General features: G+C 63.3%; 11 protein-coding genes. 8 read left to right on the forward strand and 3 right to left on the reverse strand.

From position 1 onward, the window contains the following. The first annotated feature begins 8 nt into the window (after positions 1-8). From G0P99_RS23005 to G0P99_RS23020, 4 genes are all read left to right on the forward strand, one after another. Positions 9-467, forward strand: a complete 459-nt coding sequence (locus G0P99_RS23005) for an Lrp/AsnC family transcriptional regulator (protein WP_203583225.1) — start codon at positions 9-11, stop codon at positions 465-467. A 250-nt stretch (positions 468-717) separates the two neighbouring features. Continuing rightward, positions 718-2,994 (forward strand): FecR domain-containing protein, encoded by a 2,277-nt coding sequence (locus tag G0P99_RS23010; RefSeq protein ID WP_164132835.1) that lies wholly within the window; start codon positions 718-720, stop codon positions 2,992-2,994. A gap of 47 nt (positions 2,995-3,041) precedes the next feature. After that, complete coding sequence (locus G0P99_RS23015; RefSeq protein WP_164132836.1) at positions 3,042-7,898, forward strand: PKD domain-containing protein; 4,857 nt, start codon at positions 3,042-3,044, stop codon at positions 7,896-7,898. A gap of 86 nt (positions 7,899-7,984) precedes the next feature. Further along, complete coding sequence (locus G0P99_RS23020) at positions 7,985-9,742, forward strand: adenylate/guanylate cyclase domain-containing protein (RefSeq protein WP_164132837.1); 1,758 nt, start codon at positions 7,985-7,987, stop codon at positions 9,740-9,742. A 129-nt stretch (positions 9,743-9,871) separates the two neighbouring features. Here the strand turns inward: G0P99_RS23020 and G0P99_RS23025 are convergent, their stop codons facing one another. After that, positions 9,872-10,252, reverse strand: coding sequence for a DUF3307 domain-containing protein (locus G0P99_RS23025; protein WP_203583237.1), 381 nt, complete (start codon positions 10,250-10,252; stop codon positions 9,872-9,874). Between the two features lie 226 nt (positions 10,253-10,478). Between G0P99_RS23025 and G0P99_RS23030 the strand changes: the two genes are divergently transcribed. Further along, positions 10,479-13,475, forward strand: coding sequence for a cyclic nucleotide-binding domain-containing protein (locus G0P99_RS23030; protein ID WP_203583226.1), 2,997 nt, complete (start codon positions 10,479-10,481; stop codon positions 13,473-13,475). A 17-nt stretch (positions 13,476-13,492) separates the two neighbouring features. Here G0P99_RS23030 and G0P99_RS23035 read toward each other — a convergent pair whose 3' ends face one another. Both G0P99_RS23035 and G0P99_RS23040 read right to left on the reverse strand, forming a co-directional pair. After that, the gene (locus tag G0P99_RS23035; protein WP_164132838.1) at positions 13,493-14,650 is read right to left on the reverse strand and encodes an acyl-CoA dehydrogenase family protein; all 1,158 of its coding nucleotides are present in this window, start codon (positions 14,648-14,650) and stop codon (positions 13,493-13,495) included. Beyond that, entirely contained in the window at positions 14,647-15,276 is a 630-nt protein-coding gene (locus G0P99_RS23040; RefSeq protein ID WP_164132839.1) for a TetR/AcrR family transcriptional regulator, read from the reverse strand. The genes G0P99_RS23035 and G0P99_RS23040 overlap by 4 nt, the downstream gene beginning before the upstream one ends. A gap of 92 nt (positions 15,277-15,368) precedes the next feature. Between G0P99_RS23040 and G0P99_RS23045 the strand changes: the two genes are divergently transcribed. From G0P99_RS23045 to G0P99_RS23055, 3 genes are read left to right on the forward strand one after another with little or no spacing between them, the layout of a single operon-like run. Beyond that, positions 15,369-17,153 carry an acyclic terpene utilization AtuA family protein gene (locus tag G0P99_RS23045; RefSeq protein WP_203583227.1) on the forward strand — a complete coding sequence of 595 codons (1,785 nt, stop codon included), beginning with the start codon at positions 15,369-15,371 and terminating at the stop codon, positions 17,151-17,153. Positions 17,154-17,166: 13 nt separating this feature from the next. Then, positions 17,167-18,786, forward strand: a complete 1,620-nt coding sequence (locus G0P99_RS23050) for an acyl-CoA carboxylase subunit beta (RefSeq protein ID WP_164132840.1) — start codon at positions 17,167-17,169, stop codon at positions 18,784-18,786. Next, positions 18,786-19,580 (forward strand): enoyl-CoA hydratase/isomerase family protein, encoded by a 795-nt coding sequence (locus G0P99_RS23055; RefSeq protein WP_164132841.1) that lies wholly within the window; start codon positions 18,786-18,788, stop codon positions 19,578-19,580. The genes G0P99_RS23050 and G0P99_RS23055 overlap by 1 nt, the downstream gene beginning before the upstream one ends. The last annotated feature ends 4 nt before the right edge of the window (positions 19,581-19,584 follow it).

Genomic DNA, 19,584 nt, shown 5'->3' on the forward strand with positions numbered 1-19,584 from the left:
AACCAATTTTGCATCTGGATGACCGGGATCGCCGCATTCTGACCCTGTTGCAACAGGACAGCCGAATCTCGAATTCCGACCTTGCCGAAGCGGTCGGCATGTCAGCCTCGGCGCTTTGGCGCAGGGTTCGCGCATTGGAAGATACGGGGGTGATCGAACGTTATGGCGCGGTGGTGAACACGGCCGAAATGGGGTTGACCTTTGAGGCGATTGTTCACGTTCACCTGACCCGTCACGACCCGGACCGCATCGTAGAGTTCATCCGCGCGATAGACACCTGTCCAGAGGTACAGGATTGTTATGCCACGACGGGGCAGGCCGACTATCACCTGCGGGTCCTGTGCCGTGATCTTGCGGCCTATAACGTGTTTCTCGAAGGGTTTCTGTTCCGGTTGTCTGCGGTGGCGAGCGCGCAGACGAATGTCGTCTTGAGGACCGTCAAACGGAACCGGCCGGTCGCCGTCTGAAACGTTTATCGTTTCTAATCTCACAACAGATTTTGGAATCCGAATGAATTGAGGTACTATAGACGTATATTTTTTGAAAACTTTGAGCAGGGGTCGATTTTTGCTTGAGTGACGAGGGGGTCCGATCCGAGCATAGTTAACGACGCCTGAACAAAAGGCTCCGCGAGGGGGCGGACAAGGAATGGCACAGACCCGATTATCGGCGCGTCTCACAGTGGGAATGCGGCGGATTATCATCGGTATTGTTTTGATGATGCCAACGGCCGTGGTTTCGGCAACTCAGACCGATGCGCTCGACGCACCGATGGAAATCGTGACTTTTGGTCCCGATGACACCATTCGTGGCGTGGTCGAAAAATATCTGCGCGATCCGGACCTTTGGCCGACCATTCTGGCCCTGAACGGCATTGCGTCGCCCGCCGACCTGCGCCCGGGCGCCAAGTTGCAGCTGCCGGTGCGCCAGGTGTTCGCGGCGGACGAAGCGCTTTTGGGGTCGCTTCAGGCGATTCAAAAGGCAAACTCCGAAGGCGCACGCATTTTTGCCCCCGTCGAGATCGGCGAGGCGATCCGCAACCGGGATGAGGCGGTGCAGCAGCGCGAGGTCGGCGAATGGCGCCAGGTCGTCAGCTTTGCCGACGTTGCCACAGTCATTGCCCTGGAGGCGCTGGATATTTCCATCGCCCAACGGGATCGCTCGGCCGAAGCGGTCGTGTCGGATGTTCAGGGTGATGTCGAAGGGCGTGCGCCGATCGAACCAAGCTGGTCGGATCGTGAACTGAACGACGTGCTGGTCGAATTCGAGCGGGTCAGAACCCTGTCGTCGAGCACGACGCAGATCACGTTTCGCGACCTGAGCCGTCTGCGTCTGAACCCGAATTCCAACGCCACGATCCAGCGGATGCGTTCCGATCCCCTGACCGGGGGCGAGGTGACCAAGGTGTCGCTGGCAGAGGGCGATTTCTATGCGCTCCTGAACCAGCTGTCCGAAAAGACCACATTCGAAATCGAGGTTCCGGGGATCGCGACCAAGACGAACTCGGCCGATTTCTGGATCAAGAACGACCAGTCGGGGGCGCGGTTCGTGAACTACGATCAACCCGGGCTGGAGATCGAGGAGAACGGACGCAAGATCGACGTCGGTCAGGGAGAGGGTGTGGTGATCACCGGGGCGGGCGCGCAGCGGGCAACAGTGCTCAACAGCCCGCGGCTAAGCACGCCGGACCTGGGGGCGATCCTCTACACCCGAACCGCCGATCTGGACTGGGACAGTTTTGATGGGGCCGAGGCCTATTGGCTTGAGATCGCCGCCGATCCCGGTTTCAACCAGATGCAGGTGTCCGAATGGGGCATTCGCGATACCGCGTTTCAGGTCGAGCTTGCGCCTGCCCGGTACCATTGGCGCGTTGCGGCCCTGGATCGGCTGGGGTTGCCGGGGGCCTGGAGCACGCCGCGCGATTTCACCGTGCGTCTGGACGATACACCGCCTTTCCTTACGCTGCTGTCACCCGCGCCCGATGCAATGGTGACGGAACCCAAGATCGAGGTTCTTGGTGCGACCGAGCTTGATGCTGCGCTGATCCTGAACGGAAAGCCGTTGCAACAGGCGGCGGATGGCAGCTTTGTCCTCCAGGTATCGCTGGTACCGGGGCGCAATACGCTGAGCGTCTTTGCGACCGATCCGGCAGGGAACACCAGCACCCGTAGCCAGACCGTGATCTATCGGCCGGCCGCATCCGTCGAAATCACTCTGGCCGAGGATATCCCCCGGGTCGGCGCGGCGCTGGCGACGCGGTCGGATCAGCTGTCGGTCAATGCGCGCACGACAGCCGAACCGGGGGCGCCGGTCGCGGTACGCGACGCCGAGAGCAACGAGATTCTGCGGACCGGTGTCGAACCCGGAGGGCGGATCAGCTTTACCGTTCCGGTCGGGGCGCAGGAGACAGCCTTTCGTATCGAGATTCTGGCACCGGATGGCTCGGTCGAGGGCTCGACCGAGTTCGCGGCGCTGCGCGACCAGGTGCCGCCAGAGCTTGCCCTGGACGTTCCACCACCGCGTGCAACGGCCGAAACGCTGATGGATCTGACCGGCGACGCCGGGGATGCGCAGTCGCTGACCTTCAACGGTACCGCCGTGCCCCTCACCGAGGGCCGGTTTGATCTGTCGGTCACGCTGACTCCTGGGGTAAACGCGTTCGAACTGGTTGCGGCCGATGCCGTGGGCAACGTTACGGTCCGGCGGCTCGAGACGCTTCTGGACATCGAGCCGCCGGTGATCCTGGAGGTTGCCGTCACCCGGCCGCAGGGCGAGGACGGACCGATCACAATCGAAGCTCGGGCCGAGGATGCGTCAGGCTTGCGTCAGGCCGCGCCTTTCGTGCTGCGGGTCGATGCGGACGAGATCGAAGGGTTCTTGAGATGCGACGCGGCGACCGGTGTCTGCCGGACATCCCTGCCGCCTCAGGCAGGTGAGTTGGACCTGATCGAACTGATGATCGAAGACTACGCTGGCAACGCCGCGTTTCAATGAAATACGGCCGGTTTGGGGGCGCCGGATCGGCTATGGAGGGAAGGAACATGGGAGTGGTACGGAACGGAGCAGCGGTGACGCTGGCAGTTGTCTTGTCGGCCATTTCAACGAGCGTTCCCGCGCAGGTTGAGACCACCGAGGGGCTGCTTGTGGTCTATGGCCCCCAGGCCCCAAGCCGGGAGGGGGACACCGATCGCCGCGAGCAGGTGTTCTTTTCCTTGCCTGCGGGGCTGAAGGACCGGGTCTACGTTCGGGTCTTCGATCCCGAGACCGGCGGATCGGGCGATTTCACCTATGGTGGCGCGGGCGACTCGGAAACCACGTTTCGCCTGTTTGGAGGCGAGGGCGCCTTTAGCCGCGCCGACCGCCCGGAACCCATCAGCGACGGCGCGCGCGAACCGCGCCTGATCCCTTATGACCCGGTGACGCAACCGGGAACGATCATCCGCGAGGAGACCTGGGGCAGCGACAAGTCCACCGATGGCCGCTGGGTTTCGCTGGCGGCGGTTCGGGCCAATCAGGGCGAGGTCGTCGGCGACCGCGCCTATTTCCGGATCGACGTGCAGGGCAGCCGGGGTAACGACGGCAATAGCTTCTCCCTTGGGGTCAGCCTGGCCCGGGATCGGGACCGGGCGCCCGAGGGGCTGGAGATGTTCTCGTATCGCCCGACCGTCCGGTGGTCGGCTGGCAGCCCGGCCACACAGGTCTGGTTCCAGGCCCCGGCGCCGGGGGCATTGACAGTGCAGACATTCGACGGCGCCAATGGCGAGCTGGCGCTTGTGACCGACTATCGCGATCTGCCCTTGCGCATATCGGGACAGGATTTCTGGACCTCGGACGAGGTGGAGACCGATGAAACCAACCTGGCTGTCAGCCTGCTGGGCGGGTTCGAGACGCCAAACGACGTGACCCTGGCCGTTTTCGACGCCGAAGGCCGGCCTTTGCCGCTGTCGATGCCGCCGACACGCGCTCCGGAACCGCCACGTCCGACCGCGGTCGGAACCGGCCAGCCGCTGGCCGATTGCCGCTCGGTCGCTTTCGACGCCAGCGCCTCGACCGGGCTCACTCCGCTTGCCTATCTGTGGGACTTTGGCGACGGTAACCGCTCGACCGAACCGGTGATCGCGCATCGCTATGCCAATCCGGGGCGTTACGTGGCGCGGCTGAGCCTGTTGGAGCCGGGCAACCGGCCCGGGCGCGGCGACCGGATCGAGGTGCCGGTTCATGTGCGCAACGCCCCCGCAGCGGTTCCCGGCAGCGATATCGTGGTTGCGCCGGGACAGGTGGTGGAGTTCGACGGATCTGCCTCGCAACCCTCGGACAGCCCGATCACCGCGTTCCGCTGGACCTTTGGGGATGGCGGCGTGGCACAGGGGCCGCGCGCGCAGCATGTGTATGCGCAACCGGGCCAGTATCGCGCGGTTTTGCGGGTTCAGGACGAGGCGCAGCATCCCTGCAACTTTGGCACTGCCGTGCGTCGGGTTGTGGTCAACTTCCCCCCGGTCGCCGAGGCGGGCACGGATCAGACCGCGATCATCGGCCAGTCGGTGACCCTGTCGGGTGCGGCCAGCTATGACGTGGATGGCGCCATCGTGAATTATCGCTGGAGCATGGGGGACGGCACCGTGCTGGAGGGCGAAACGGTCACCCACCGCTACACCAGTTCGGGCAGCTATCAGGTTCTGCTGACGGTGACCGATGACAGCGGGGTGATCAACAAGATCGCCACCGATGGCATGCGGGTCGAGGTCAACGCCCCGCCCGAGCCGAGTTTCTCGATCCCCTCCCGTCCGGTGTCGGTGTCCGAGGTCGCGGTACTTGACGCCTCCGCCTCGATCGACGCGGACGGTCAGATCCTCAGCTATATCTGGGACTTTGGCGATGGGGCGATGGGCGAAGGTCCCATCGCCAGCTATGCCTGGACCCGGTCGGGCGAGTTTTCCGTCACGCTGACGGTCGAGGATGACAGCGGCACCGCCTCGGCGCTGCAATCGGTCACCCGGATCGTGCGGGTCGACGCCGCCCCGGTCGCGGATGCGGGGCCGGACCAGTACGTCACCGCAAGCGATGTGCGCTTCGACGGCGGCGGATCGGTCGATCCGGATGGCAAGGTGACGGAATGGCTGTGGGAGTTTGGCGATGGTGCGACGGCCAGCGGTCAGGGCGTGAGCCATGCCTATCTGCGACCGGGCCGGTACGAGGTCGCGCTTACAGTGCGGGACAACAGCGGTGCGCCGCTGAATACACATCGCGACACGATGTGGTTGACCATCAACACAACACCCATCGCGGATGCGGGACCGACCCAGACGGTGGCGCCGGGCGAGGAGTTTGTTCTGTCCGGGCGCGCCTCTGTCGATCCCGATGGCGAGATTTCCGACTATGTCTGGAGCTTCCCGGATGGCCAGCAGAAGCCCGGTCAGCGGGTTGCGCATGTGTTCGACGCACCCGGTCTTTATCCTGTCCGCCTGACGGTGGCCGACAATTTTGTCGGCGGCCCGGCCCAGGACGAGGCCGAAGTCCTGATTACCGTCAACGAGGCCCCGGTGGCCGTTGCCGGGCGTGATCTGCTGGTCGCCCCGGGTGAAACGGTGGTGTTCGATGCCGGGCAGAGCTTTGACCCCGACGGGCGGTTGACCTCGTTCCGGTGGGAGTTCGAAGACCTCGGCGCACCGCTGGAGGCCAGGATGGTCGAGCGTGCCTATGACTCGCCTGGTGTCTGGAGCGCCCAGTTGGTGGTTGCCGATGACAGCGGCGTGCTGAATTCCACGGCGACCGACGATCTGACGATCCGGGTGAACCATGCACCGGTCGCCGAGGCGGGACAGCCTGTGGTCACGGATCAGCTGTATGTGACCTTTGACGGATCGGGGTCTAGCGATGGCGACGGCGATCCGCTGGTGCATCGCTGGGATTTTGGCGATGGCTCGCCCCCGGTTCTGGGTGAAACCGTGACCCATGTTTATGCGCGTCCGGGGATTTTCCCCGTCACGCTCCGGGTCGATGATGGGACCGGCCTGTCCAACGCCCGTTCGATCGATGCCACCACGGTCACCATCAAATCGCGTCCGCTGGCCGTGGCCGGTGGCAACCGCGAGGTCTGCTCGGGCGAGCCGATCCTGTTTGACGCGTCGGGCAGTTCCGATCCCGACGGCGGGTTGCTGGCCTATGAGTGGAGTTTCGGCGACGGGTCGGAATCCGACCTGATCAACCCGACCAAGACCTATGAGTTCCCGGGCGTTTATCCGGTGACGCTGAGAGTACGCAACGAGACAGGCACCGAATATGGCACCGCCGTCGATCGAATTGCCGCGCTGGTGCGCGAAGGTCCGATCGCCGATGCCGGACCGGACCGGACGGTTTGTTCCAACAGCCAGGTTCGGTTCGACGGGTCCGGCTCGACCGACGCGGATGGCGCGGTCAACGCCTTTGCCTGGACCTTCGGCGATGGCGGCAACGGCAGCGGTGCGACACCGCAGCACGTATTCAAGACGCCGGGGACATATTCGGTCACTCTGACGATCACCGGTGATGCACGTGGCGCATGTAGCCCCCTGGATACGGACACTGCGGAAATCACGGTGGTCGCTGCGCCGGAACTGAGCATTCTGGGCAAGGGTCGCGCCGCGGCCGGTATGCCCGCGACCTTCTCGGCCGGTCTCGACAAGCTGGGTGGCGCCGAAGCCACCGGATTTTCGTGGTCGACGTCGGATGGCGGCAGCTATGAAGGCCGGGACATCTCGCATGTGTTTGCGGAGCCGGGAGATTATCTGGTGACGCTGCGGACCAGCCTGTCCGGCGGAACTGAGGCGTGCCGCGAATTGGAAGTTCAACGCAGGATCATCGTGAACGCGGCACCCGACCCCAAGATTCAGGCACCTGAACGGGTGTCGGTCGGACAATCCGTGCGCTTTGATGGGGGCGAGACAGCCGATAGCGACGGTGCGATCTCGGACTTCAGCTGGGATTTCGGCGATGGTGGCCGCGCACAGGGGGTGCAATCGGTTCACATCTTCGAAACCCCCGGAAGCTTTGACGTGACGCTGACGGTGACCGATGACGCAGGTGTTGGCAACAGCGTGCAGACAGCGGTTCACCGGGTTCTGGTTGCCCCATCCCCGGTTGCGGGACTTGAAGCGCGCGGCGCGGTCTGTCCCGGTGTCACCTTGCCTTGGGCGGTTGGGCCGGGGGCCGAGACGGCGGTCGCCTGGGCTTTTGGCGACGGCACGGTGATGGAGGGAGAAGAGGTTCAGCACGGGTTCGCGAAACCGGGCCTGATGCCGGTGCAGGTCACGCTCGACGACGGGCTCGGGCTGCCGGGCAGCCGCCGCGCCGAGGAAATCTATGTGCGGGTGAACGCGCAGCCGACAGCGCTGGCCGGGCCGGATCGGGTGGTGTGCCCGGGCGAGACCGTCTTGTTCGATGCCGGTGGGTCCGGGGACTTGGACGGCGACCTGACCAAGTGGATCTGGAAGTTCTCGGATGGAGTCACGCTTGAAGGCGCGCGGGTTGAACGGGCCTTTGACGGGGCTGCCGACCTAACCGTGGAGCTGAGCGTGCAGGACAACAGCGGTGCGCAGGGGTGTGACGTTGGGACCGACACCGCGCGGGTGCTGGTGAATGGCACACCGGTTGTGGACGCGGGGCCGGACCTGGAGGTGCCGGTTGGGGCGGCGCATGACGTGGTGCGGTTCGATGCAACCGGCGCAACCGACCCGGACGGGCACGGGCTGCGGCTGAGCTGGTCATTTGGTGATGGCGCCGAGGCGACCGGCGCCATTGCTCGCCACCGCTTTGCCAATCCCGGTACCTATACCGTGACCGTGCGGGCGCAGGACAGCACCGGGCTGGTTTGCGGCATAGGCCGCGACACGGCAACCATCACCGCCGTGCCGCGAGAGTGAGCGCGGTGCGCCCCGGAAAACGTCCGGGGCGTACCGCTGCCTGATTTGGCGCGACTGTTAACAGGTATTGCGATAGGCTGCGCAAAATGAGATTCCCGCTGCGCCTGAAATTCTTTGTGTTTGCAGTCCTGCTGGCCGTGGGTCCGCTGGCCTTGGTGGGGCAGAACCTCACCCAACTCAGCCGCGATGAACTCAAAAGCGCCGCCAACGAGGATTTGACAACGGTCGCGGCCGAGTTGCGCGGAACCTTCGACAATACGTTTCAGGGCCGGTGGTTGACGCCGCTGATGGTGATCCGCAACGCGGTCGACAGTGCTGAACTGGGCGTGCCGCAGAAGATTTCGCTGCTGACGCTGGGTTTGCAGGAACTCGGCCAGGTGGCGGCCCTGCAATTGTCGGTCGAAGGGTCCGACCTGCCGATCATGGTAACCAATGAGGGGTTTGCGAACAAACTGGTGGTGGCCGGGCTGGACCCGGTACAGGTGCTGGCCACGCCACCCGATCTGATCAAGGCGATCGCTGAGACCGGGCAATTCGGCCGCCCGGTCATCTCGCGACTGGAGGCCACAGGTGATTGGATGGCCACCCTGGCTCTGCCGCTCAACAGCAAGATCGCTGGCCGTCAGGTCACGATGGCCGCCAAGATCGACCTGTCTCTGCTGTCTGAGACCGTTCAAAGACATCCCTTCGCACAGCGCGGCGAGATCACGGTGGTGGATCAGGCCGGGCGCAGGGTTCTGACCGATACGCCTGAGCTTTTGATCCAGCGCGGGATCGTTGCTTCGACCCTTCCGCTGATCGTCGCCGGGGCACGGGCGGATGCGCTGGAACCCTATGTGCGTCCTGATGGAACCGCGATGCTGGGGGCCTATGCCTTTCCCGACTGGTTCCCCTGGGCCGTGATCACCGAACTGAGCGAAGACAATGCCTATGCTGTCGTCAATGCGATTACCCGCCAGATCCTGATGGTGGGCCTGATCGGTTTCGCGGCCGCGACCGCTGGTGCGCTGATCTTTGCCCGTCGGCTGAGCCGGCCGATCCTGCGGATCGGGCAGGTGGCACAAAAGGTCGGCGAAGGCGATTTCGGCGCCCGGGTCGAGGATGTGCGGTCGCGCGACGAGATCGGGGACCTTGCCCAGCGGTTCAACCGGATGATCGCACATCTGGGCGAACGGGTCGAATTGATGAAGTTCGTCTCTCACAGCACCATGTCAGCCATCCAGAGCGCCGAGCGGACAGGCATGGAGCGTGGCGGTCGCCGCCGTCGCGTATCGGTGATCTTTACCGATATCCGGGGCTATACCGAATTCTCCGAGCGGGTGCCGCCAGAGACGGTGATCGAAGTGTTGAACAGCTATTTCGATGTGCAGACCGAGCTTGTCGAACGTTTCAAGGGCGATGTCGACAAGTTCGTGGGAGATGCCCTGGTCGCCGTGTTCGAAGGCGAGGGGATGGAAGGTCGCGCGGTGGAATGCTCGGTCGGTATCGCCGAAGCCATGGTGCAGTTGCTGGAACAGCATCCCGAACACGGTTTGCATGTGGGGATCGGGGTCGCCTCGGGCGAGGTCGTCATGGGGGCGATGGGCGCCCGAGACCGGATGGATTTCACGGTGCTGGGGTCGACGGTCAACCTGTCGGCACGGCTGTGTTCCAAGGCGGCGCCGGATCAGGTGCTGGTCGATCGCGAAACCCGGGACGCCGCCGGGCTGGACGGTTTTGTCTATGATCCGCTGGAGCCGATTGCACTGAAAGGCTATGCCGCCCCTGTGCCGGCCTTTGCCGCGCGGCGGATTGCGGTTCTGGCTGAGGCGACTGCAAACCCAACGCCCGCCCAAATCGACTGAAGACTTTCTTGAGGTGCAGTGTGGCGCGAGGGCAGGTTGAACCCGAGCGGGTTACATTCCACGGTTGCCCGGTCGTTGGGCGCTGAACTATCCGGATGCCGGTTGAGCGATCCAATTCATGGCGCAGGGTCAATACGCGAAACTGGTCCAGGCCCAAGCCATGAAGATATAGGTCAACTGGTGCAGGAACTGGTCAAATCCCATCGCATGCCAGTATTTTGCCTGATTGGGCTGCAACGCTTTTCGGTCTGAATAGAAGCCCTTACCGAAATCAATATGGAAATGCGCAATCCACTCCAGGGCGACAATCACCCCGATGAAACCCAGCGGCGCCCCCATGATGACAAAAACGATAATTGATCCCAGCGCATGCACCGATGCGTGTTGTGCCCGGCCCATATGCCAGTAGCTGCACCGCCCGGCCAGCATCTTGGGCGTTTGCAGGAAGAAGTCGGCGAACATGTGCTTTACCTGCAAAAGGCAAAGCAACAGCAAAACAGTGCCGATCATTACTGGCAACAGACCTTCCTCCTTTTCATCCCCGGGGAGAAGCTTAGCGCAATATTCCCGCGCTGCAAAATGAACTCGTTCACATTCCAAGCTGCTTTTTTCGCCGTGAAATCCGTTGCAAGTCGATGAGCGGGCGCGCTAGCCTTGGGAACGCTCGCGGCGGCCGCGCACTGCCGAGACAAATTTTTTGCGACGCTTTCTGGGGGGCGGAGCCATAGAACGTACATTGTTTCAATTTATCTGGAAGCACTCGAAGCGCGACCAACTGATTCTGTTGGCCGTGACATCGACCTTGTTTCCACTTTTGTATCTGACGCTGGAACTGCCCAAACGGATCATCAACGATGCCATTGGCGCGGCGTCTTCGACGATCGAGGTCTGGGGCTATACCTTCGATCAGGTTACCTATCTGGCCATCCTCTGCGCGGCATTCCTGATATCGGTGTTGGCCCACGGGCTGATGAAGATGAAGATCAACACGATGAAAGGCGTGATGTCCGAACGGATGCTGCGCCGTTTCCGGTATCTGTTGATCACACGGATTCTAAGGTTCCCTCAGCCCTATTTCGAACGTGTCAGTCAGGGTGAACTGGTGTCGATGGTCACCGCCGAGAGCGAGCCAATGGGCGGGTTGATGGGGGATATGATCAGCCAGCCGGTCCTTCAGGCCGGCCAGATGATCACCATTTTGTCGTTCCTCTTCCTGCAAAGCTTCTGGTTCGGGTTGGCGGCCGTTGCGCTGATCCCGTTGCAGGCCTGGCTGATTCCGCGCATGCAACGACAGATCAACCTGCTCAACAAGAAACGCATACAAGAGGTCCGGATCCTGGCCGCCCAGATCGGTGAAAACGCCTCGGGTGCCGCAACGCTCCGGGCCAATGCCGGTTGGCCGTGGCGGATGAGCATGCTCAGCTATCAGCTGGGTCGTCTCTATCTGATCCGCTTCGATATTTACCAAAAGAAGTTCTTCATGAAGTTCGTGAACAACTTCATTGGCCAACTCACGCCGTTCTTCTTCTATTCGATCGGCGGCTTTCTTGTTCTCCAGGGGCAAGTGTCGCTTGGGGCTCTCGTCGCCGCGCTGGCCGCTTACAAGGATCTTTCGAGCCCGTGGAAGGAATTGCTGGCCTATTACAATCAGGCGCAGGACATGTCCTTGCGCTGGGATGTCATCCTGGATCGGTTTGCCCCGCCGGGAATGGTGGACGAAGACAAGTTCACCGGCTTTCCCGAAGAGCGCCCGCGCCTGACGGGGGATATCGTGCTCGACAAGGTTTCCGTTCGCGATGGGGACGGGAACCTTGTGCTCGACGATCTGGATGTCACCTTGCCGGGGGGCAAGGTCATCGGGATCGCGGCGCCCAGCGAACAGGACCGGCGGGCTTTGTCGGAATTGCTGACCCGTGAAGTTCTACCGGCAAGCGGCAAGGTCCTGATCGGCGAAAACAACCTGTCCGATCTTCACCAGATGGTGGTCGCATCGCGCATCGGGCATGCCACGTCGCGTCCGATCCTGTTTCAGGGAACCTTTGGTGACAATGTTATGATGCCCATGCGGGTGCGGCCGCAGAACGACTCCCAGGATCCTCAGTTCCATGACGAAACCCTGCGGGCAGGCAACAGCCCTGATGCCTATCACAGCGAATGGCTGGAGCCCGGGCTTGCAGGTTTTGACGATGCCGCAAGATTGCGGGACTGGTGGCTGAAACTCGTCGAAGGTCTTGGATCGGGGGCCGCGCTGTTCCGGCGCGGGGCCGAGCAGATATTCTTGGAGAAAGATCATCCAGATCTCGCGGCCCGACTGGTTGCGCTGCGTCCGATCGTGCAAGAGGCCGTCGAAAGGGCGGGATTGGGCGGGCAAGCCTATCTTTTCGATCCCGAGCAGTACAACCCGGCCCTGCCGGTGGCTGAGAACCTGCTGTTTGCCACGCCGCGTGAACCCTTCACGCCCGAGGTTCTGGCGGGGCAGACGGATTTTCTGGCCCAGATCAGGGATCTGGGTCTGGACGAGACACTTGTCGGTCTGACCCAGGATGTCATCGACATGCTGCGTCAGATCTTTGGCATCGACGGGACCGACCACCCGCTGTTTCGCAAGTTGAACCTTGAGGCCCGCACCTATGAGACAGCCCTGACCCTGGTGGAAAAGACGCGGTCCGAGGGCGCCAAGGCGTTGGACGATTCCCAGCTGGCCAGCTTGCTTGCGGTGCCGTTCCGGATATCTGCCGATCAGATCGGCCCGGCATTTTCGGACGAGATCAAGTTGCGTATTCTCGAACTTCGCAAGAGCCATTCCGCCCAGCTGATGAACAGTCTTGACGACGTGTTTTCACCACTGGACCCGGACAGTTTCGCGCCGGGCCTGAACGCGCTGGAAAACGCCCTGTTCGGCAAGGTCAGCGAAGTCGGGGGCGCACGGGCGGATGAGTTGCGCAAACTGATCGCGGACGTGTTGGCCGACCATGGCGTGCAGCCGCTGGTGATCCAGTTGATCTATGATGTCCCGGTGGCCCTGGGCGGGCAGAATGTTCCGGCGATCTTTGCAGAGCCGCTTGCGTTTACCCGCGCGACGATCAAGCGGCCGGATATCCTGGTGCTGGATCAGGCCTTGGCCAGTTACGACATGCAGACCCAGATCGCCGTCTATCGCAACCTGCGCGCGCTCTTGCCGGAAACGACGATCATCTATCTGAACGACGGATTCCAGAACCCTGCGGTCTTTGATTTTTTCGTAGAAGTGCAGCGGGGCAGGATCGTGACGGAAGAAGTTCCGCAGAAGCAGGAAGAAGACAGTGTCGCCTCGGCCGACCTGGCTCGGAAGCTGCGGGCGCTGGAACAGACGCCGCTGTTCTCAGGTCTCGACCGGCGGCAGCTGCGGCTGCTGGCCTTTGGTGCGCGCTGGTACAGCGCCAAGGCGGGCGAGGTGGTGTTTCTGAAGGACGACGAACCGACCGATGGCGCATATATGATGATCGAGGGTGAGGCCGGTCTTTATCTGCCGCGCGAGGGGGAGGAGGATCAGCTGATCGCCACTGTCGGGCCGGGCCGACTGGTGGGTGAACTGGGTCTGATCCGCAAGGTGCCGCGCGCGCTGAGCATGGTGGCTGAAACCGACATAACCTGTCTGCGCATCGGCGAGGAAGAGTTCCTGGCCGTGGTCGAGAATGACGCCGCGACCGCGTTCAAGCTGTTGCAGGTGGTCGCGGGCTACGTATCGAATTAAGGGCCGAAGAGGCGAGGCTATTGTCCCGCCAGCCCCATTTGACGAACGGCGAGGTCCCGCATGATCTCTTCGGAACCACCGCCGATCGCCATCACCTTGACCTCGCGCCAGACCCGTTCCACCGGGTTGCCCACCAGATAACCGGCGCCACCGAAGATCTGCATGCCCTCCGAGGCCACGAATTCCAGAGCCTTGGTCGATTGTACCTTGGCCTTGGCGATTTCGGCACTGGGCATCAGGCCCTGATTGATCGCCCAGCAGATGCGTTCCAGATAGGCCTCGGTCATGTCGATGCGCGCCGACATCTCGGCAAATTTGTGGGCGATCACCTGGTGTTCGATCAGCCGCTTGCCAAAGGTCTTGCGTTCGCGCGCCCAATCCAGAGCGGCGTCATAGCAGACCCGCATCATGCCCAAGCCACCGGCGATCATGGCAAGGCGTTCATAGTTGAAGTTGTTCATGATGGCGATGAAGCCCTTGTTCTCGGGGCCGATCAGCGCATCGGCGGGAACGCGGCAATCGTCGAAATGCAGCGTGGCCTGCGTCGAACAGTGCCAGCCCATCTTGCCGCCCAGCGGGGTGCGGGTAAAACCGGGCGTGTCCGCCTCGATCAGGAACAGCGAGATGCCGGCAAGGCCCGGCCCCCCGGTGCGGGCGCCGACCACGAACCACTGGGCGTCCATGCCCCCGGTGATATAGGCCTTGGCCCCGTTCAATACCCATCCATCTGCCACCCGTTCGGCCCGCGTGGTGAGGCTGGCCACGTCCGAGCCGCCTCCCGGTTCGGTGATCGCCAGCGCCGAGTTCATCCGCCCCTGCACGATCTCGGGCAGGATGGTACGGCGGAATTCTTCGGGGGCGAACCGGACCATCGGTCCGATCGAGATCGACCGCCCGCCCACCGCCGCCGCAACGCCAGAGGCGCCACAGCCAAAGGCCAGTTCGGCATAGTCGGCCCGCATGAAGGCGTCATCGAATCCCAATCCGCCATATTCCTCTGGGACGCCAAAGCCAAAGACCCCCATCTCGCCAAGCTTCTGGTGTAGGTCCCAGGGGACGGCCTGCGCGGCTTCCCAGTCCTCGACATGGGGTTTCACTTCGGCATCGAAGAAGCGCTTGAGCGTGCTGCGATAGGCCTCGCGTTCGGGGGTCATGAAGGGAGAGGGGCAGGTCATGGCATGTCCTTTGCGGGCAGGGGGATCAGCTGGGTTTCCATCAGGTCGGCAAAACGGGCGACCATGCGCGCTAGATAGGCGGGGTCCGAGACGAACTTGTCATGCAGAACCAGCCCGCGCAGGAAATTGCGTGTCATGCTCCACAAAAGCTCTGCATCGTCCGGATCAGCGCCCGATCCGCGATAGGCCCGGGTGATCGAGGTGCGGCTTTGTGCGTCCCAGTCATGCAGGCGTTGCTCAAGCAGATGAAAAAGCTCCTTGTCGGTACGGCAGGCCACAAGGATTTCAACCATCGCGCGCCCTCCGGCGGAGTTCACCACCTGACCCCAGGCGCGGGTGATGAGCGCGCGCACCGGTTCGGGTTGATCGGCGCTGGCGGCGCGGCGTTCGACCGGTCCCAGCGCGTTGGCCAAGAGCTCCATTGCGGTCGCCGCGACCAGCGCCTGCCGGGTCGGAAAGTGGTGGGTGATCGCCCCGCGCGACACGCCCGCCTTGGCCTGGATGCGGGCAAAGGTGGTTTCGGCGTAGCCGAGCCGGTCGAGACAGGTGATCGTGGCGCGCACGATCCGGGCCTGCATCGCCTTCGAGCGTTGATCTTGGGGGGTGGGTTTGTCGCTGTCGCTCATGTTCCGTCACGTCACGGGTTTTTCCGTTGACCAAGGCTTCGGTCGCAGGCAGCTTAAAAACAGAACGGGCGGTCTGTAAAGTGCCCATTGGGATGACGGGGAAAGGACGTGGCGTGACAGGTGTGTTGAGGATCGGCGGGGCCAGCGGGTTTTGGGGGGAGGCGCCTCATGCCACGGCGCAACTTCTCGATGCCGGGGTTGATGTGCTGGTCTACGACTATCTGGCCGAGATCACCATGTCGATCATGGCGCGGGCGCGGATGAAGGACCCCGCGCAGGGATACGCCAGTGATTTCGTGACCGAGGCGATGGGCCGGAACCTGCACTCTATCGCCGCACTAGGCGTGCGGGTTCTGTCGAATGCCGGTGGCGTCAACCCGGCTGCCTGTGCTGCGGCCCTGAGGGAGAAGATCTCTGCGGCTGGGTTGTCGCTCAAGGTGGCGGTGGTCGAGGGCGACGATCTGATGTCGCGTCAGGCCGAGTTTTCCGACTGTACCGAGATGTTCAACGGTGCGGCGATGCCGCCCGCGGATCGCATCGCCTCGATGAATGCCTATATCGGCGCGGGACCGGTGGTGGCCGCTCTACGGGCCGGGGCCGATATCGTCATCACAGGGCGTTGCGCCGACAGTGCGCTGACGTTGGCGGCCTGTATTCATCACTTTGGTTGGGACACGCGCGCCCACGACCTGTTGGCGGCGGGCTCGCTTGCCGGGCACTTGCTGGAATGCGGTCCGCAGTCCACTGGCGGCAACTTTACCGATTGGGAAGCTGCGGGGGGTATTGCGCGGATCGGCTATCCGATAGCCGAGGTTTCGGCGGACGGCGGCTTTGTCGTGACCAAGCCGGACGGAACGACCGGAATCGTTTCGCCAGCATCGGTGGGCGAACAGATGCTCTATGAAATCGGCGATCCGCGCGCTTACCTGCTGCCGGATGTGGTTTGCGATTTCACCGGCGTGACGCTTGCGCAGGATGGGACCGACCGGGTACGAGTCTCGGGCGCGCGGGGGCAGGCCCCGACCGGGCGGCTCAAGGTCTCGGTGACCTGGGCCGACGGATATCGCGGCGGCATGGTGTTCCAGATGACCGGGCGTGCCGCGCGTGAAAAGGCGCGCGCTTTCGCACAGGCCGGGCTGGACCGCGCGCGGGCGCGATTGAATGCGCTAGGCGCACCAGACTACCGCGAGGTCTGTTTCGAGGCTTTCGGTGGGGTGTCAGAGCATGCCGGTGCCGAAGAAATCGCGTTCAAGGCCGCCGTTCGGCATGACGATGCGCGGGCGGTTGGGCTATTTCTCAAGGAACTGGTCGGGGCGGCTCTGGCCACGCCGCCGGGACTTCATTTCTTTACTGGGGGCGGGCGCCCGAAACCGTCGCCGGTGGTCGCGCTGTTCTCCTGCCTGATCCCTGCGGCGGCGCTCACCTACAAGATCACAGTGGAGGGGGTTGAGGTGGTGTATGATGCGCCGGATCTGCCGCTGCGGGATATTGCCTTGGGGGCTCTGCAAGAGCCGGAGCCTGCCGAAGACGGGGTGGAGATGGTTTCGCGCCCGCTGGAGGACCTGGCCTGGGCGCGATCAGGCGACAAGGGAGACAGCGCCAATATCGGCGTGATCGCCCGCAACCCGGCGTATATGCCCTATATCTGGGCGGCCCTTGCACCCCAGGCGGTGCAGAGATTTTTCGCCGAAAAATCTCCGGCGGATGTCAGCCGTTATTACTTGCCCGGAACCCATTCGATGAACATCGTGATGACTGCGGTTCTGGGCGGCGGAGGCGTTGCCAGCCTGCGAAATGACCCACAGGGCAAGGCATTTGCCCAGGAACTCCTGTCCCTGCCGGTTGCCATCCCGGCCGGGTTGATCCCGAACGAATAAAGCGGAGAAACCAATGGGCTTTGTCAGTCAGGTTGTGAAAGACAGCGAAACCTATGCCCGCAACCGCGCCGACATGCTGGCGCTGGTCGACCAGTTGCGTGCGCTCGAGGCGCGCCCCGTGGGCCTGTCCGAAGAGCGGCGCGAGCGGATGGAGGCGCGCGGCCAGATCACTCCGCGCGACCGGCTGGCGCGCCTGCTCGACCCCGGGTTGCCGTTTTTGCAACTGCACAGCCTTGCGGGCTACATGGTCGACACCTCCAACCCCGAAAAATCGGTGCCTGGCGCCTCAATCATCGTCGGCATCGGTTTCATTGCCGGGGTGCGCTGCATGATCGTGGTCGACGATAGCGGTATCAAGGCAGGTGCCATGGTCGAAATGTCCGGCGCGGCGTTTCTGAGCGCGCAGGAGATCGCGCTGAAGCAAAAGCTGCCCTTTGTCCATCTGGTCGAAAGCGCGGGCGCCAACCTGATGGAATACCGGGTGGAGTTCTGGGCCAATGGTGGCAAGCTCTTTCGCAATCTTGCCCGGTTGTCTGCTGCGGGCATCCCGAACCTCGCCGTGCTGCACGGGCCGTCAACGGCGGGCGGTGCCTATATGCCGGGGCTGGCCGATTATGTGGTCGGTGTAAAGAAAAACGGCATGGCCGCGCTTGCCGGTGCCGCATTGGTGCACGCGGCGACGGGCGAGGTGGCGAACGACCGTGAGCTGGGCGGGTCTGAGATGCATGCCCAGACCAGCGGTCTGGTCGAATACCTGGCCGAGGACGATGCCCACGGGGTCGAGATGGCCCGCGAGGTGATTGCCGCGATTGACTGGAACAAGACGCTGCCGCCACGCCCCCAGCGTGCATTCGCCGCCCCCCGCTATGATATCGAGGATATCGCGGGGCTGGTGCCGACCGACTATCGCCAGCCCTATGACGTGCGCGAGGTGGTGGCGCGGATTGTGGACGGGTCCGAGTTCCGGGATTTCAAACCGCGCTACGGTGTCTCGAGCGTGTGTTTGCAGGCGGCAATCAACGGGATCGCCGTGGGGATCATCGGCAACAACGGGCCAATCGACCCGGCGGGCGCCACCAAGGCGGCGCAGTTCATCCAGCTGTGCGGACAATCCGACACGCCGCTCATTTTTCTCAACAACACAACGGGTTACATGGTGGGCACCGCCTATGAACAGGCGGGCATGATCAAACACGGCGCCAAGATGATCCAGGCGGTGACCTCGGTCGATGTGCCGCGCATCACGCTCTATATCGGGGCGAGCTTCGGGGCGGGCAATTATGGGATGTCGGGCTATGCCTATGAACCCGATTTCCTGTTCGCCTGGCCCAATGCGACCACAGGCGTCATGGGGGGCGAGCAGGCGGCGGGCACCATGGCGATGGTGGCGCGCGCAGGCGCCAAACGCAAAGGCGAGGAGATCGACGAAGATCGTCTGGCCAAGCAATCGGCGCTGATCGCGGCGCATTTCGACCGGCAGGCGGGCGCGTTCCATACCTCGGGCCGGTGCCTGGACCATGGGGTGATCGACCCGCGCGATACACGGCGGGTGCTCGGCTTTTGCCTTGAAACAGTGCGCGAGGCGCGGGCGCGCCGGGTCAAGCCGGGCAGCTATGGCGTGGCGAGGTTCTGATGCTTCCTGTGTCAAATCACTACGAGTTGGAGCAGACGGAATCCTGGCTGACCGTCTGGCTGAACGAACCGCAGGCGCGCAACCCGCTGACGGCGGCGCGGGTAAGTGACCTGCTGACCCTGTGTGCGGCGTTGCAGGGCAGCGACCTGCGCGGCGTAGTTTTCCGCGGACGCGGCGGTGTGTTTTGCGCGGGGGGTGACCTAAAGGCGTTCCAGGCTGTGATGCAGGGCAAGGCCGGCCATGCCGATGTGGTCGCGCTTAGTCTGCAAGCGGCGGACCTGTTCGATGCCGTGTCCGGGTTGCCTCAGTTCACCGTCATGGCGGTCGAAGGCGCGGCGATGGCGGGCGGCCTGGGCCTTGCCTGTTGCGGCGACATGGTACTGGCGGAGGAAACCGCACGCTTTGCCCTGTCCGAGGTGCGGCTGGGGCTGACACCTGCACAGATTGCACCGTTTGTGGTGGCCCGGCTGGGGATGCGGGCGGCACGGCGGCTGATGCTGTCGGGCGAAAGCGTCAGCGGCGCGACCGCGCGCGAGATCGGGCTGGTTGACCGGCTGCTAGCGGTTGGCGGCATGGATGCCGCCCTGTCAGACTTGCCGAGAGCGCTGGCCCCGGCTGCGCCCTGTGCGCTGGCCGCGATCAAGAGACAGCTCTCTGAGCTGCCGTTCCAATCGCGCGACGAACAACGCGCCGTTGCGGCTGAGAGCTTTGCGACGGCGCTGCTCTCGGCAGAGGCGCGCGAGGGCATCGGTGCGTACCTCGAAAAACGTAAACCCCTTTGGGCGGAGGGCTGAGACC

The organism is Ruegeria sp. PrR005 (genome assembly GCF_010500245.1).
GTDB lineage: Bacteria > Pseudomonadota > Alphaproteobacteria > Rhodobacterales > Rhodobacteraceae > Ruegeria_B > Ruegeria_B marisflavi.